We start from the raw sequence: 15,219 nt of genomic DNA, 5'->3' as shown, positions 1-15,219 counted from the left end.
GTACCGGCAACTTCAAGGAGAACCATGAATCGTGATCTAGACCTCGTGATCGAGCGGGTCATACGGGCCTCCCGGGCCACCGTTTGGAACGCCTGGACTACGCCTGAGCTCTTCGAGCAGTGGTGGATTCCCGAGCCTTACACATGCAGCGTGGAATCGTTCGCACCGCATGCCGGTGGCGGCTTCATAACGTCCATGAGCGAGGACGGTTCTGCGTTCGTTCCTCATATGGACGCCGCTTTCCTCGTTGTTGATCAGGGAGAGCGCCTGGTGTTTACCAATGCAGTTGACAGCAGTCTTCGGCCCGCCCGCCCGATGCCCGTCGCGGTGACTGGGGAGGTCACTTTCACCGACCACACAGAAGGAACCTTGTACCGCATTGTGGCGCGGCACGGGGATGCGGAGTCGCTCGCACAGCATGAACAGCTTGGCTTACAGGAGGGCTGGAGCCTGGTCACCGCACAATTGGCCGCGGTAGCCGAGAGTCAATAGCCTCCACTACTTCTGTTCTTCAAACTCAAGGACTGAGCCTCGGACCCGTGGGACCGGGGCTCTTTCTCTGCCCAAAAATAGCCCTGTCCTGCTGTCAGACAGCGAATGCTACCACCGGGTAACGTTTGACTTGAAATCCGCGCCAATTTAGGCATGTGTAGGTTGCGGAACGGTTACAGTTTGGCCAGCATGTCCCATCATCTGGACACAATGTGGGTAGGCTTACACTCACATGTAGGCAACGTCACAGTAGGAAACTGTGCCTCTGCCTGGGGGATATCACGAATTTCCCCTGCTCAACTCCACGACTCATAGGAGGCGGAATGCGTTTCTCGCGCACTTCCAAAGCTCTAGGCGTAGCGGCGATTATCGCCCTCGCAGCGACCGGTTGCGGTGGCGGCGGCAGCAACGACTCCGGTACATCCGCGGGCGACCCCAATAAGGTCATCATTGCCGACGGCTCTGAGCCGCAGCGTCCGCTCATGCCGGCAGATATCAACGAAGTCGGCGGCGGCAAGATTGCCACGCTGATCTTCTCTGGCCTTGTCAGCTATGACCCTTCGGGCAAGCCGGTAAACGAGCTGGCGGAGTCCATCGAGGCGCCTGACGCACAAAACTTCACCATCAAGATCAAGAAGGACCAGAAGTTCACCAATGGTGACGCCATTACGGCTAAGACCTTTGTTGACTCCTGGAACTACGGTGCAGCGGCAAAGAACGCGCAACTGAGCGCCACGTTCTTTGAGAGCATCAAGGGTTACGACGAAGCCAGTGCAGAGGGTTCCACAGTGGACACGCTGTCCGGCTTGAAGGTTGTAGATGACACCACCTTCACCGTCGAACTCAAGCAGCCCGAGTCTGACTGGCCGCTCCGTCTCGGCTACACGGCGTTCATGCCGGTTCCGGCGGCAGCACTGGCCGACCCCAAGACCTATGGCGAGAAGCCGGTAGGCAACGGCCCGTACAAGATGGCTGAAAACGGTTGGCAGCACAACGTGCAGATCCAGCTGGTCCCGAACCCCGATTACAACGGTCCCCGTAAGGCAAAGAACGGTGGCGTGACGTTCAAGATCTTCCAGAACGACGACGCCGCCTACCAGGATCTGCTGTCCAACAACCTGGATATTCTGCAGGTCATCCCCACGAGCGCCCTCAAGAACTTCAAGTCAGATCTTGGCGATCGTTTCATTGAGAAGCCGTACGCAGGCAACCAGACCATTGCTATCCCGGAGTACCTTCCGGAATGGAGTGGCGAGGCCGGCAAGCTCCGTCGTCAGGCAATCTCCCTGGCCATCAACAGGGAAGAGATCACTAAGGTGATCTTCAGCGGTGGCCGCCAGCCGGCTAAGGACTTCACCGCCCCCGTCTTGGACGGTTACAGCGACAGCATCCCCGGTTCGGACAACCTGAACTTCGACGCAACCAAGGCCAAGGACCTCTGGGCCAAGGCAGATGCCATCCAGAAGTGGGACCCGAACACGGCTTTCACCATTGCGTACAACGCTGACAAGGGTGGCCACAAGGCTTGGGTTGAGGCTCTTACCAACCAGCTGAAGAACAACCTCGGCATCAAGGCTGAGGGCCTTCCGTTCGCAACCTTCAAGGAAGCCCGCGATCTTGCAACCACTGGCAAGCTGACCGGTGCAATCCGCGCTGGCTGGCAGGCAGACTACCCTTCGCTTTATAACTTCCTCGGCCCGATCTACAAGACCGGCGCTGGCTCGAACGACGCCCGCTACGAGAACCCCACCTTTGACAAGGCGATCTCTGACGGACTCTCCGCGCCTTCCGTTGCCGAAGGCAACAAGGCAATGAACAAGGCCCAGGAAATCCTGTTGCAGGACCTTCCCGCCATCCCGCTGTGGTACCAGGTATCGCAGGGTGGCTGGAGCACTGGCGTCACCAATGTTGACTACGGTTGGGACGGCGTTCCGCTGTACTACAACATCACTGGCAAGTAACCGTGAAACGGCGGCGCGGGTGCTCAGCTGAGCGCGTCCGCCGCCGTATCACGTTGCAAATCAATGACGCCCAACTCCGGTTGGGCGTCCTTGTGCAGGCCTACTTTGCCTTGGCAGGGAACGTTTGCACATCAGACGAAAAGGTTCTTCGATGAACAACTCCGCTGCACCCCTGGACAGGGTGCCTGCTGATCGGGGTGTGATGCGCTGATGGCCACCTACATCCTCAAGCGATTCCTCCAGCTGATTCCAGTTTTCCTGGGAGCCACACTGCTGGTCTACTTCCTGGTTTTCAGCCTTCCCGGCGACCCCATTGCCGCACTGTTCGGCGATAAGCCCGTTAACGAAGCTGTTGCCGCGAAACTACGGGCCCAGTACAACCTGGACCAGCCCTTTATCGTTCAATACTTGCTCTATCTAAAGAGCATCTTCACGTTCGACCTCGGCCAGGACTTCTCCGGCCGGCCCATTGCCGCCGTCCTCGGCGAGGTTTTCCCTGTGACAGCCCGGCTTGCAGTGATGGCTCTCATCTTCGAAGCAGTCTTCGGCATCGCCTTCGGCCTCATCGCAGGTCTCCGCAAGGGCAAGTTCTTCGACGGCACCGTTCTGATTGCCTCGCTGATCGTCATCGGTATTCCGATCTTCGTGCTCGGATTCATTCTTCAGTTCTTCATCGGTGTGCAGCTGGGGTGGGCTAAACCAACTGTCAGTGCGGCCGCGCCAGTGCAGGACTTGATCCTGCCTGCAATCGTTCTTGGCCTGGCATCGTTTGCCTACGTTCTGCGCTTGACCCGGACCAGCGTCATCGAGAACATGAACGCCGACTATGTCCGGACAGCCACCGCTAAAGGGTTGTCCCGTTTCAGGGTTGTCAACGTCCACATTCTGCGGAACTCGCTTATTCCAGTGGTGACGTTCCTCGGCGCAGACCTTGGCACCCTGATGGGCGGAGCAATTGTCACAGAAGGTATCTTCAACGTCCCCGGCGTTGGCAACAGGCTGTATCGAGCCGTCTTGTCAGGTGAGGGACCCACGGTGGTCTCCATTGTCACGGTGTTGGTGTTGATCTATTGCCTCTCCAACCTGCTTGTTGACCTCCTTTACGCCTGGCTTGACCCGAGGATCCGTTATGACTCCTGAAAGTAACCTGACCGGGCAGGACACCACCCGGCGACACATCGAGCACTTTGTTGCCGACCTTGACGAAACGCCGCTCCAGGCTACCGACAAGGTCAAGGAAGATAGCGCTCCCTCAAGCCTGTGGGGTGAGGCATGGAAAAACCTGCGCAAGCAGCCCCTGTTCATCATCTCGGCAATCATGATTCTGGCCGTTGTTGTTGTATCGCTCTTCCCCGGCCTGTTCTCACAAATTGATCCCTCCAACGAGGCCTGCCAGCTGTCCAACTCCGATGGGGGACCGGCATCGGGCCATCCCCTTGGTTTCACACAGCAGGGGTGTGACGTTTATGCCCGCGTCATTTTCGGTACCCGATCCTCGGTGACCGTTGGCCTGTTCACTACCATCGGCGTCGTTCTTTTCGGTGGCATTGTTGGTGCCCTCGCCGGATACTACGGCGGTTGGGCAGATGCGCTTCTGGCCCGTCTGACGGACATCTTCTTCGCATTGCCGCTGATCCTTGGCGCAATCGTCATGATGCAGCTCCCCGTTTTCCGCGCGAACCGTACAGTGTGGACGCTGGTGCTGATTCTTATCGTCTTCGGATGGCCACAAATTGCACGCATCACCCGAGGCGCAGTGATTGAGGTCAGGAATGCTGACTTTGTTGTGGCAGCACGGTCCCTAGGCGTTTCCCGCTTCCGTTCACTGTTGCGTCACGTGCTGCCAAACTCGCTGGCTCCGATCATCGTCGTCGCCACCATTTCTCTCGGCACCTTTATCGTTGCCGAGTCGACCCTTTCCTTCCTTGGAATCGGGCTGCCTCCGAGCGTCATGTCATGGGGCAACGACATTCAGGCTGCACAGGCATCTTTGCGATCCAACCCGATGCCCCTGCTCTACCCGGCTATAGCTCTTTCCATCACAGTTTTGAGCTTCATCATGTTGGGCGATGCCCTGCGTGATGCCCTGGATCCCAAGGCCCGCAAACGATGAAAGGCGAAGCCATGAACTCTTCAGTTCACATCAAGGAAGAAGTCGCCGGCTCCGAGCGTCCGTTGCTGGAGATCAAGAACCTTGCCATCAACTTCACCACCAGCAATGGTGAGGTCAACGCAGTGAGAAATGCCCATCTGACGGTCATGCCAGGTGAGACGGTTGCAATTGTGGGGGAGTCGGGTTCCGGAAAATCGACGTCGGCGCTTGCCGCCATCGGTTTGCTCCCGGGCAATGGCAGGGTTGCAGCTGGCGAGATTCTCTTTGACGGCGAGGACATTGCCCATGCCAGCGAGAAGCGGATGATCGAGCTCCGCGGAAATTCCATTGGCATGGTTCCACAGGACCCCATGTCCAACCTGAACCCCGTTTGGAAGATCGGCTTCCAGGTCAAAGAGACCTTGAAAGCGAACGGGCTCCCTTCAGGGCCTGAGGACGTCGCCAAGGTTCTCTCCGAGGCCGGGCTGCCTGATGCGTCGCGCAGGGCAAAACAGTACCCGCACGAGTTCTCCGGCGGTATGCGCCAGCGTGCGCTTATTGCGATCGGGCTTTCATGCCAGCCGCGTCTCCTTATTGCGGATGAGCCGACGTCTGCCCTTGACGTTACGGTGCAGCGTCAGATTCTGGATCACTTGGACAAGATGACGTCCGAGTTGGGAACAGCCGTGCTCCTCATCACCCACGACCTCGGCCTCGCAGCTGAGCGCGCGGACAAGGTGGTTGTCATGTACAAGGGCCAGGTTGTTGAATCCGGCCCTTCACTCGAGCTGCTCCGCAACCCGCGTCACCCCTACACGAAGCGACTGGTTGCTTCGGCGCCTTCGCTGGCATCACGTCGTATCCAGGTGGCGAAGGAACAGGGAATCGAATCGGAAGAGCTGCTGGCTCCTACGGAACCGGTCATCGTCGAGACAGCACTGCCGGAGGAGGTCCTGAAGGTTGAAGACCTGACCAAGGTCTTCAAGCTTCGCGGCGGCATTGGGAAGTCCACGGACTTCACAGCAGTTGATTCCGTTTCCTTTGCCGTCAAGCGCGGAACCACTACGGCAATTGTTGGCGAGTCTGGATCCGGCAAGTCCACCGTGGCGCAAATGGTTCTCAACCTGTTGGAACCGACCTCAGGGAAGATCATCTTTGATGGGGTGGACACCTCGACGCTCAACAGCAAGGACCTGTTCAAGTTCCGTCGCCGGGTGCAGCCCATCTTCCAGGATCCCTACGGTTCTCTCGATCCCATGTACAACATCTTCCGCACCATTGAAGAACCGTTGAGGACGCACAAGATCGGAACGAAGGCCAGCCGCGAGAAGAAGGTCCGTGAGCTATTGGATCAAGTGGCCCTGCCACAGTCCACCATGCGGCGGTACCCTAACGAACTCTCCGGTGGCCAGCGGCAACGTATTGCCATTGCCCGTGCGCTGGCCTTGGACCCGGAAGTCATCATTTGTGATGAAGCCGTGTCTGCGCTTGACGTTCTGGTGCAGGCCCAGGTGTTGAACCTGTTGGCGGATCTTCAGGACAACCTTGGCTTGACCTACCTGTTCATTACCCACGACCTCGCGGTTGTCCGTCAGATTGCGGACCACGTCTGTGTGATGCAGAAGGGCAAGCTTGTGGAAACGGGCAGCACGGATGACGTCTTCGACAACCCGCGCGAGGCGTACACCCAGGCACTTCTGGACGCGATTCCGGGCGGCTCGTTGCTGCTGCCTCCCGAGGTAGCCTAACGAACGGTCTGGTAGACCTATGAGGTTAGACGAGCCGGTGATTCCTAGGAATCACCGGCTTTTCTTATGACTTGATTTACTTCTATTTTTGTGAAATAGATGAAGGAATTCAATAAAGATCATAATAGATTCCCGCCTTCCATGGCACTCTTGACATGAAATACGCTAATCGATACGGTATTTGGGTATCAATTTCGAATATTCAAGGGGGATATTGTGAGAAATAGAACACAAAATAAATTCGCCAGGATTGCATCGCTATCTGCGGCGTGTGCCCTGGTGGCATCCATTGCGGCTTCGCCAGCGCAAGCAGCAACGGTAACCACAGTTAGTGTGGGGTCGAGTCCGTCCGTGCTGGCGATGACTTCCTACGTCGATTCCATGAACGGCAATACTGTGGCAATTAGTTTCAGCCCGGAGTTCTCTCAGCATGCGGAGAATTCGGTTCATGTAAGCAGCTTTAGCCTCTGCTACAGCCAGACGGGTGGCAACAATATGTTGATCCGTCCGGAAGTCAGGACAGCCGACACCGTTGTTGTTGACTATGACTTTGTATCGATGGGTTCCGGTACATGCAACACATACAATATCAACCAAACATTTGTTGCCTCCCCGGGATCTGAGCTATTCCGCATCACGGCGCGTACTGCCGGCGCGGGCGGGCCGGACGGGGCAACCATCGGCGGATTCCTGCGGTAGATACCCCTGACCCTCTGCTATTGCCGCCTGCCGTGGCCTAACCGGCGTCGAGCGTTTAGCGGCTGTCTAGCAACAGAGCCGGTGGTTCCCTTCCGAAGGGAACCACCGGCTCCAGCCGTTTAACACACTCGTTGTGGGGCCCGCTTTGCGCGCCAAAGAGCGCAGTAGGCGCGCAGAGCGGGCCCCACAATGGCCGTTACGACGACGCCGCGGGCTACTTGGCCGGTTCGGAAGTGTCCGGGCGTGCCGTGAGGCCAAGGGCGGTGAATTCGCGAGCCAGTGCGGCGCCCAGCTTGGCATGCCCGGCAGGCTTCAAGTGCACGCCGTCCTGGAGATCTCCGATCGCGTTGTAGCGGGTGAGCCAGTCTCCCGCGCTGACGAAGGGGATGGCGTGCTTGGCAGCGATCCTTCCAAGGAGTGCGTCGATTTCCGTACGACGTCCGCCGCCATTGCTCACGCCCCTGGCAAGGGTTCCAATCATGGCCAAGGTGGTTCCCGGGTAGCGTTTCTTCAGGGCAGCGAGAAGTCGCTCGGCGTTGCTGCTGATTTGCGCGTCGGTGGCTCGTTGGGTGGCATCATTGCCGCCACCTTGGATCACAATCAAGGGCGGGTCGCCGAAGGGAAGCACCCAGTCACCGCGTTGCAACGCATCGATGTAGTTGCCGGTCTTCCCATTGGTTGCCACATAGCCGGTGCCGCCCATGCCCACTACATGGAGTTTGTAGCCCATGGCTGCAATACCCTGCTGGGGCCAGGAGTCCTTCGGCATTGACTGGGAATCGCCAATAAGTACCGCGGTGTGCCGGACGTCGGCGAGAACCAGCTCGCTGCGGTTGTTGGCCGGGTTTTTGTACAGCGAGCCCACGGGAAGGTTGAGGGAACTGGGTGCCGGGGCAATCCGCAGAGGCTTATCCGCGGCTGCTGTCTGCGCGGGCCCGGGCACGGTTGATCCAGAGGGGGCCGTAATTGGCACTGGGCTTGGTCCGCAGCCCACCAAGAGAACGCCTGCGGCGATCAATGGTGCGAGCACGCGGAACGCGGCCGGAGCTTGTCGCATCGTTATTCTCCACGTGGCACTGGTTCTGCTGCCAATCATGGTGCACGCGACAGGGAAAATCCAGCATTTGGACTTGCGTTTACGTAACATCACAGCCGTGTGAGCGGGGCCACAATGCAGCGTTCAATAGCTTGCTTTTTAGGCTCAGAAATGCAACTGCGTTTAGACTGGATGCAGGTGCCCTGTGTCCCGGGGTCTTTTCGCTGTGTGTTCCGATCAAGTGATCAGGTATGCGCGCGGATACAAACAGCTGACTTCACCACTGAAACGAGTCATTAACGCATGTCTGAAACCATCACCAACACTGCGTCGCGGAGCGATCTGCGCAACGTCGCGATCGTCGCACACGTTGACCACGGTAAGACCACCCTGGTTGACGCCATGCTCAAGCAGACCAACTCCTTCGCTTCCCATGGTGAGGTTGAGGACCGTGTCATGGACTCCGGTGACCTGGAACGCGAAAAGGGCATCACCATCCTCGCGAAGAACACCACGGTTGCCTACAACGGCCCGTCGTCCAACGGCGAGACCATCACCATCAACGTCATCGACACCCCCGGCCACGCCGACTTCGGTGGCGAGGTAGAGCGCGGTCTGTCCATGGTTGACGGCGTCGTCCTGCTGGTCGACTCCTCTGAGGGCCCGCTGCCCCAGACCCGGTTCGTGCTCCGTAAGGCTCTCGCCGCGCACCTCCCGGTGATCCTCCTGGTCAACAAGACCGACCGTCCCGACGCCCGCATCGACGAAGTAGTCCACGAGTCCATGGACCTGCTCCTCGGCCTCGCCTCGGACCTCGCCGACGAAGTTCCGGACCTGGACTTGGATAAGGTCCTCGAAGTTCCCGTCGTCTACGCCGCTGCCAAGGTTGGCCGCGCGTCCCTGGACCAGCCGGCCAACGGCTCAGCCCCGGAGAACGAGGACCTTGAGCCCCTCTTCAAGACCATCATCGAGCACATCCCCGCTCCGACGTACAACCCGGACGGCGTGCTGCAGGCACACGTGACCAACTTGGACGCATCGCCGTTCCTTGGCCGCCTTGCCCTGCTTCGCATCTACAACGGCACCCTCCGCAAGGGCCAGACTGTGGCCTGGGCGCGTGCAAACGGTGAGCTGAAGAACGTCAAGATCACCGAACTGCTTGCCACCAAGGCCCTGACCCGCGTTCCCGCTGAGTCTGCCGGTCCGGGTGAAATTGTTGCTGTTGCCGGCATCGAGGAAATCACCATCGGCGAAACGCTGACGGATGCCGAGAACCCGCAGCCGTTGCCGCTGATCACGGTGGACGACCCCGCGATCTCCATGACCATTGGTATCAACACCTCGCCGCTGGCCGGCAAGGTCAAGGGTGCCAAGGTCACGGCCCGCCAGGTGAAGGATCGCCTGGACAAGGAACTGATCGGTAACGTCTCCATCAAGGTTCTCCCCACCGAGCGCCCCGACGCTTGGGAAGTTCAGGGCCGTGGTGAGCTCGCGCTGGCCATCCTGGTTGAGCAGATGCGCCGTGAAGGCTTCGAGCTGACCGTGGGCAAGCCGCAGGTTGTCACCAAGACCATCGACGGCAAGCTCCACGAGCCGATGGAACACATGACCATTGACGTGCCGGAAGAGTACCTCGGTGCTGTCACGCAGCTCATGGCTGCCCGCAAGGGCCGTATGACCAACATGGCCAACCACGGTACCGGCTGGTGCCGCATGGAGTTCATCGTTCCTGCGCGTGGCCTGATCGGCTTCCGCACCCGGTTCCTCACGGACACCCGCGGCGCCGGTATTGCTGCTTCCATCTCCGAAGGCTACGAGCCGTGGGCCGGCCCGATCGAATACCGTACCAACGGTTCCATGATCGCCGACCGCGCCGGTGTTGTGACGCCGTTCGCCATGATCAACCTGCAGGAGCGCGGTTCCTTCTTCGTGAAGCCCACCTCCGAGGTTTACGAAGGCATGATCGTGGGCGAGAACTCGCGCGCTGACGACATGGACGTGAACATCACCAAGGAAAAGAAGCTCACCAACATGCGTGCAGCTTCCTCTGACACCTTCGAGAACCTGACGCCGCCGCGCGACCTTACCCTCGAAGAGTCCTTGGAATTCGCACGTGAAGACGAGTGCGTTGAAGTCACCCCGGAATCGATCCGTATCCGCAAGGTCATCCTGGACTCCAACGAGCGCGCCAAGGCTAACCGCGCCCGCGCCAAGTCCTAGCCTGAACTGACTGACACGGTCAGGCATAGCTGAATGAAGAGAGGGGTCGCCGGTACGGTCCGTGGAATTTTCACGGCTGTACCGGCGGCTCTTTTCGTTGCCCTGGGAGGGACTGGGCTGCACCGGCAGACCATACTGTGGGCCGGCGTCGAACTCCCTTGGGGCGTGACCGCAGCGCTGCTGCTGCTGGCGTCGTTACAGTTATGGCTCGCCGCCTGGTCCCGCTCGGTGGTACCGGCGGCGGTGGCAGGCGTGGTGAGCTACGCCGTCGTCGGAATCCTCTCCTCAGCCGGTCCGGCCAAGCAGTTGATTCCGGGCGACGCCGTGGGGAACGTGTGGGTCTTCGGCATCGGCGGAGTGACCTTAATCATGCTTGTGGTCATCAGCCGGCTTCCCGTCAGTCGGACGCGGCGCGCACGGATTGCCGGCGCGGCGGCGGAGGCGGAACCTCTTTCGCCGCAATAACCATTGCCAGCGGAATGTCGACGTCGGACGTGCGGGTCCGGACTGTACAGGAGCCTTCGGTGGCTCTTACGAGATAGCCGAGTGCGTCCGTCAAGCCGTCCTCGATCCTGTACCGGACCACCACCCGGATTCCTGGTTCTGCGTTGATGAGGAACTGTTGCGGCGGCACTTTCGGGGGAGTCACCGTTTCATACTAAGACGCGGGCTAGGTTGGCGTTAGCGCCCTGTTGGATAATAGGCTCGGAAGTTGAGTGCCCGGCATGATGCCGGCAGTGTTACCCCGGCCATCGCCGGGACAAACCGTGGAGAGGTCTGGGACGTGACGTACGTAATCGCGCAGCCGTGTGTGGATGTCAAGGACAAGGCATGTATTGAAGAGTGCCCTGTCGACTGCATTTACGAAGGTGAGCGTTCCCTCTATATCCACCCCGATGAATGTGTCGACTGTGGTGCCTGTGAACCCGTGTGCCCTGTTGAGGCCATTTACTACGAGGATGACACCCCGGAAGAATGGGCCGACTACTACAAGGCCAATGTTGAGTTCTTCGACGACCTCGGTTCCCCGGGTGGAGCGGCCAAGATCGGTAATACGGGCAAGGACCACCCGTTCATCTCCGCACTGCCCCCGCAGAACCAAGACCACTAAGGGCGGTTATTTCGGTGATTTCCGCGGCGCCGGCTTTCGGCCTGAACCTGCCTGACTACCCGTGGGAGGCTATGGCGCCGTATGTTGCCACAGCCGCCAAACATCCTGGTGGCGCAGTGAATCTTTCCATCGGCACGCCGGTGGACCCCACTCCCGGACTCATCCGGGAGGCCCTGGCCGCAGCTTCGGATGCCCATGGCTACCCCACGGTGCACGGTACCGAGGCTCTGCGGCGAGCGGTGGTGGACTGGTTCGCCAGCCGCCGCGGTGTGCCGGGGTTGGACCCCAGGGACGTCATGCCGACCGTCGGCTCCAAGGAGCTCGTGGCCTGGTTGCCGTTCCTGCTCGGTTTGAACGCCGGCGATGTGGTTGTCAGGCCTACCGTGGCCTACCCGACGTACGATATCGGCGCCTCATTGGCGGGTGCCACGGCGGTTGCTGCTGATGACCTCGACGAACTTGATGCAGCCACCCGTGCGAAGGTTCGGTTGATCTGGATCAACTCGCCCGGCAATCCCACGGGCAGCGTCCGCGATGTGGAGTCTCTCCGCAGGATCGTTGGCCAAGCCCGTGAGATCGGCGCGGTGGTGGCTTCGGATGAGTGCTACGCCGAGCTGGGTTGGGGCGAATGGGATGCCCAACTCGGGGGAGAAGCCGTGCCCAGCATCCTGGATCCCCGCGTCACCGGCGGCTCCACGGACGGCCTGCTGTGCGTGTACTCGCTGAGCAAGCAGTCCAACCTTGCCGGGTACAGGGCAGCCTTCGTTGCCGGGGATTCGGCCATCATGGCCAACCTGGTCAACAGCCGCAAGCATGCGGGCATGATTGTTCCCTACCCCGTGCAGGAAGCCATGCGCGTTGCACTGGGCGATGCCGGGCATGTGCTGGCCCAGAAAGATCTGTACCGCGGACGCCGCGAGAGGATGGTGCCTGCGCTGGAGAAGTTCGGGCTGACCATCCACGAATCCAAGGCCGGGCTCTACCTCTGGTCCACGGCCGGAGAAGCAACGTGGGACACCGTGGCGCGATTCGCGGACCTCGGCATCGTGGTGGGCCCGGGCGTTTTCTATGGAGACGCCGGTAACGGATTCATCCGTGTGGCGCTCACCGGCAGCGATGAACGAATTGATGCCGCCGTGGAACGGCTTGCCACAGGGTCATAACAATGCTGTGACTTGCACCACTTATAGCGTCATTCCGCCAGTAACCGGACGGTACGGATTAGTTCCGTAGGGTTACTGGCGGTAGCTTTTTAACTGACTATCAATGGTGGCCTTCTCTAAGAATGCACTTCGGCCGTTGGAGCCCTGCAACAGTAGGGCCGAAGGCGGCGGCACCAGAAGGTGGTTGGACAAGCGTTCGATAGAGGCCCTGAGGCCTCATGAAGGGGACTCCATGACTGAGACCACCAGCGCGACACTGCGCCATGCCGGCGGCGAACTCGAACTGCCGCGCATCAAGGTTGTAGAAGGAAACGAAGGCTACGACGTTTCCAAGCTGCTGAAGCAGACGGGCGCCGTTGCCTATGACCCCGGCTTCATGAACACAGCGGCCACTACCTCGGCCATCACCTACATCGACGGCGACGCAGGCATCCTGCGCTACCGCGGTTACCCCATTGAGCAGCTCGCGCAGCACTCGAGCTTCCTCGAAGTTTCCTACCTGCTGATCTACGGCAACCTTCCCACTCCTACGGAGTTGGAAGAGTTCGATCAGAAGATCCGCCGCCACACACTCCTGCACGAAGAGCTCAAGGGCTTCTTCGGCGGGTTCCCGCGTGACGCCCACCCCATGCCGGTGCTTTCCTCGGCTGTTTCTGCGCTGTCCACGTTCTACCAGGACTCGCTGGATCCGTTCAATGCGGAGCACGTGGAAGTTTCCACCATCCGCCTGATGGCCAAGCTGCCGGTCATCGCCGCCTACGCGCACAAGAAGTCCATCGGCCAGCCGATGCTCTACCCGGATAACTCCATGAACCTTGTGGAGAACTTCCTGCGCCTGAGCTTCGGTCTTCCGGCCGAGCAGTACGAGATGGATCCGGTAGTAGTCAAGGCACTGGACCTCCTGCTCATCCTGCACGCCGACCACGAGCAGAACTGTTCCACGTCCACCGTGCGTCTTGTGGGCTCCTCCAACGCCAACCTCTTCGCGTCGGTTTCCGCCGGCATCAACGCCCTCTTCGGCCCCGCCCACGGTGGCGCCAACGAGGCCGTGCTGAAGATGCTCCGCCAGATCCAGGCCGACGGCATCAAGCCCGAGGACTACATGGAGAAGGTCAAGAACAAGGAAGACGGCGTCCGCCTCATGGGCTTCGGACACCGTGTCTACAAGAACTACGATCCCCGCGCCAAGATCATCAAGGCAACGGCGCACGAAGTTCTGGGCAAGCTCGGCGGCAACGACGAACTGCTGGACATCGCCATGCGCCTGGAAGAGAAGGCCCTGGCTGACGACTACTTCATCCAGCGCAAGCTGTACCCGAACGTCGACTTCTACACCGGCCTCATCTACAAGGCCATGGGCTTCCCGGAGAAGATGTTCACGGTCCTCTTCGCCATTGGACGCCTGCCGGGCTGGATTGCCCAGTGGCGCGAAATGATCAACGATCCCCAGACGAAGATCGGCCGTCCGCGGCAGCTCTACACAGGGGAGCCGGAGCGCAACTACCCGGCCAACTGACACGGTAACAGCGTCAATAACGACGGCGGCCGCTCACCTCGCGCGAGGTGAGCGGCCGTTGTTTTGCCCGTGGAAACTGCAACGCGGGGTCACTTAGGGCCCCATCAAGGGCCTGGAACGGGCCATAAGTGACCCCGCGTTCGGGTTAGGAAGCGTTGTACCCGTAAGGGTTGTTCTTCTGCCAGCGCCAGTGGTCCTCGCACATCTGGTCCACGGTCTTGGTGGTGGACCAGCCAAGGTCCGCGAGGGCGGAGGAAGCGTCCGCCCAGAAAGCGGGGAGGTCGCCGGCCCGGCGTCCGGTGATCTCGTAGGGAATGGGCTGGCCCACGGCCTTCTCGAAGGACCGCAGGACCTCCAGGACGGAGGAACCGCGGCCGGAGCCAAGGTTCCAGCGGCGGACGCCGGCGCGCTCAGCGATGTAGTTCAGGGCTGCTACGTGCCCATCGGCCAGGTCGACCACGTGAATGTAGTCGCGCTGGGCTGTGCCATCGGGGGTGTCGTAGTCTCCGCCGAAGACCATGAGCTTCTCTCGGCGTCCCACGGCTACCTGTGCGATGAAGGGGACGAGGTTGTTCGGGATGCCCTGGGGGTCCTCGCCAATGCGGCCGGACGGGTGTGCGCCCACGGGGTTGAAGTAGCGCAGCAGTGCGATATGCCAGCGGTCGTCCGCGTTGCCAAGGTCAGAGAGGATGTCCTCGATCTGCTCTTTGGTGCGGCCGTACGGGTTGTTGGCGCCGATTTCCATCTTCTCGATGTACGGGATGGGGTTGTGCTCACCGTAGACCGTAGCGGAGGAACTGAAGACGATGGAACGCACGTTGTGCTTGTCCATGGCGCGGAGCAGGTTCAGGGTGCCCACGATGTTGTTGTAGTAGTAGGCCAGGGGTTCCTGAACGGACTCGCCGACGGCCTTCAGGCCCGCGAAGTGGATCACGGCGTCGATCTGGTGCTGGTCGAAGACTGCCTCAACTGCGGGCTCATCCACCAGGTCGACCTTGTGGAAGGCTGCGGTCTTGCCGGTGAGCTCGGAAACGCGGCGGAGGGATTCCTCGCTGGAGTTCACGAGGTTGTCGAGTACAACGACGTCGTGGCCGGCTTCCTGGAGGGACAAAACGGTGTGGGAACCGATGTAGCCGGTGCCACCGGTGACAAGAATTTTCATGGTCCCTACGCTATCGGAA

At 60.1% G+C, this 15,219-nt stretch carries 14 protein-coding genes; 11 read left to right on the top strand and 3 right to left on the bottom strand.

The genetic code is table 11. The features are described from left to right. Positions 1-24: 24 nt before the first annotated feature. The 6 genes from AR689_RS19885 (at position 25) to AR689_RS23180 (ending at position 6,992) form a co-directional block, all read left to right on the top strand. Positions 25-492, top strand: a complete 468-nt coding sequence (locus AR689_RS19885) for an SRPBCC domain-containing protein (RefSeq protein WP_062072950.1) — start codon at positions 25-27, stop codon at positions 490-492. Positions 493-815: 323 nt separating this feature from the next. Continuing rightward, positions 816-2,453, top strand: a complete 1,638-nt coding sequence (locus AR689_RS19880; RefSeq protein WP_062072949.1) for a peptide ABC transporter substrate-binding protein — start codon at positions 816-818, stop codon at positions 2,451-2,453. A gap of 210 nt (positions 2,454-2,663) precedes the next feature. Then, on the top strand, positions 2,664-3,593 hold the full coding sequence (locus AR689_RS19875; RefSeq protein ID WP_062072947.1) for an ABC transporter permease: 930 nt from the start codon (positions 2,664-2,666) through the stop codon (positions 3,591-3,593). Further along, on the top strand, positions 3,583-4,566 hold the full coding sequence (locus AR689_RS19870) for an ABC transporter permease (RefSeq protein WP_062072945.1): 984 nt from the start codon (positions 3,583-3,585) through the stop codon (positions 4,564-4,566). Before AR689_RS19875 ends, AR689_RS19870 begins: the two co-directional genes overlap by 11 nt. An 11-nt stretch (positions 4,567-4,577) precedes the next feature. Beyond that, entirely contained in the window at positions 4,578-6,293 is a 1,716-nt protein-coding gene (locus tag AR689_RS19865; protein WP_231745607.1) for an ABC transporter ATP-binding protein, read from the top strand. Between the two features lie 216 nt (positions 6,294-6,509). Further along, on the top strand, positions 6,510-6,992 hold the full coding sequence (locus AR689_RS23180; protein ID WP_156424644.1) for a hypothetical protein: 483 nt from the start codon (positions 6,510-6,512) through the stop codon (positions 6,990-6,992). Positions 6,993-7,206: 214 nt separating this feature from the next. Here the strand turns inward: AR689_RS23180 and AR689_RS19855 are convergent, their stop codons facing one another. Continuing rightward, positions 7,207-8,139, bottom strand: a complete 933-nt coding sequence (locus tag AR689_RS19855; RefSeq protein WP_062072939.1) for an SGNH/GDSL hydrolase family protein — start codon at positions 8,137-8,139, stop codon at positions 7,207-7,209. A 192-nt stretch (positions 8,140-8,331) separates the two neighbouring features. Between AR689_RS19855 and typA the strand changes: the two genes are divergently transcribed. Next, the gene (typA, locus tag AR689_RS19850) at positions 8,332-10,248 is read left to right on the top strand and encodes a translational GTPase TypA (RefSeq protein ID WP_062072937.1); all 1,917 of its coding nucleotides are present in this window, start codon (positions 8,332-8,334) and stop codon (positions 10,246-10,248) included. A gap of 33 nt (positions 10,249-10,281) precedes the next feature. Further along, a complete protein-coding gene (locus AR689_RS19845; RefSeq protein WP_062072935.1) occupies positions 10,282-10,713 on the top strand; it encodes a hypothetical protein in 432 nt (143 codons plus the stop codon). Here AR689_RS19845 and AR689_RS23860 read toward each other — a convergent pair. After that, positions 10,646-10,834: a putative acetyltransferase gene (locus tag AR689_RS23860; RefSeq protein ID WP_502686030.1), complete on the bottom strand. Its 189-nt coding sequence runs from the start codon at positions 10,832-10,834 to the stop codon at positions 10,646-10,648. The genes AR689_RS19845 and AR689_RS23860 overlap by 68 nt on opposite strands. A gap of 198 nt (positions 10,835-11,032) precedes the next feature. Between AR689_RS23860 and fdxA the strand changes: the two genes are divergently transcribed. From fdxA to AR689_RS19830, 3 genes are all read left to right on the top strand, one after another. Further along, positions 11,033-11,359, top strand: a complete 327-nt coding sequence (gene fdxA / locus AR689_RS19840; protein ID WP_024817464.1) for a ferredoxin — start codon at positions 11,033-11,035, stop codon at positions 11,357-11,359. A gap of 14 nt (positions 11,360-11,373) precedes the next feature. Next, positions 11,374-12,522, top strand: coding sequence for a succinyldiaminopimelate transaminase (dapC, locus tag AR689_RS19835; RefSeq protein ID WP_062072933.1), 1,149 nt, complete (start codon positions 11,374-11,376; stop codon positions 12,520-12,522). A 232-nt stretch (positions 12,523-12,754) separates the two neighbouring features. Continuing rightward, positions 12,755-14,038, top strand: a complete 1,284-nt coding sequence (locus tag AR689_RS19830; RefSeq protein WP_024817462.1) for a citrate synthase — start codon at positions 12,755-12,757, stop codon at positions 14,036-14,038. Between the two features lie 145 nt (positions 14,039-14,183). Here AR689_RS19830 and galE read toward each other — a convergent pair whose 3' ends face one another. Beyond that, the gene (gene galE / locus AR689_RS19825) at positions 14,184-15,200 is read right to left on the bottom strand and encodes a UDP-glucose 4-epimerase GalE (RefSeq protein WP_062072931.1); all 1,017 of its coding nucleotides are present in this window, start codon (positions 15,198-15,200) and stop codon (positions 14,184-14,186) included. Positions 15,201-15,219: the final 19 nt, after the last annotated feature.

This window comes from Arthrobacter sp. EpRS71 (assembly GCF_001512285.1).
In the GTDB taxonomy this organism is placed as follows: domain Bacteria; phylum Actinomycetota; class Actinomycetes; order Actinomycetales; family Micrococcaceae; genus Arthrobacter.
Note: the sequence above shows the minus strand (reverse complement) of the source record. Positions and strands in the feature narration are given on the sequence as shown.

What these genes read in the sequence shown, in the direction of transcription:
- AR689_RS19865 (WP_231745607.1), top strand. Translation starts at nt 4,578, where the DNA reads ATGAACTCTTCAGTTCACATCAAGGAAGAAGTCGCCGGCTCCGAGCGT.
- AR689_RS19870 (WP_062072945.1), top strand. Translation starts at nt 3,583, where the DNA reads ATGACTCCTGAAAGTAACCTGACCGGGCAGGACACCACCCGGCGACAC.
- AR689_RS19845 (WP_062072935.1), top strand. Translation starts at nt 10,282, where the DNA reads ATGAAGAGAGGGGTCGCCGGTACGGTCCGTGGAATTTTCACGGCTGTA.
- AR689_RS19855 (WP_062072939.1), bottom strand. Translation starts at nt 8,139, where the DNA reads ATGTTACGTAAACGCAAGTCCAAATGCTGGATTTTCCCTGTCGCGTGC.
- AR689_RS19875 (WP_062072947.1), top strand. Translation starts at nt 2,664, where the DNA reads ATGGCCACCTACATCCTCAAGCGATTCCTCCAGCTGATTCCAGTTTTC.
- typA (WP_062072937.1), top strand. Translation starts at nt 8,332, where the DNA reads ATGTCTGAAACCATCACCAACACTGCGTCGCGGAGCGATCTGCGCAAC.
- AR689_RS19880 (WP_062072949.1), top strand. Translation starts at nt 816, where the DNA reads ATGCGTTTCTCGCGCACTTCCAAAGCTCTAGGCGTAGCGGCGATTATC.
- galE (WP_062072931.1), bottom strand. Translation starts at nt 15,200, where the DNA reads ATGAAAATTCTTGTCACCGGTGGCACCGGCTACATCGGTTCCCACACC.
- AR689_RS19830 (WP_024817462.1), top strand. Translation starts at nt 12,755, where the DNA reads ATGACTGAGACCACCAGCGCGACACTGCGCCATGCCGGCGGCGAACTC.
- AR689_RS19885 (WP_062072950.1), top strand. Translation starts at nt 25, where the DNA reads ATGAATCGTGATCTAGACCTCGTGATCGAGCGGGTCATACGGGCCTCC.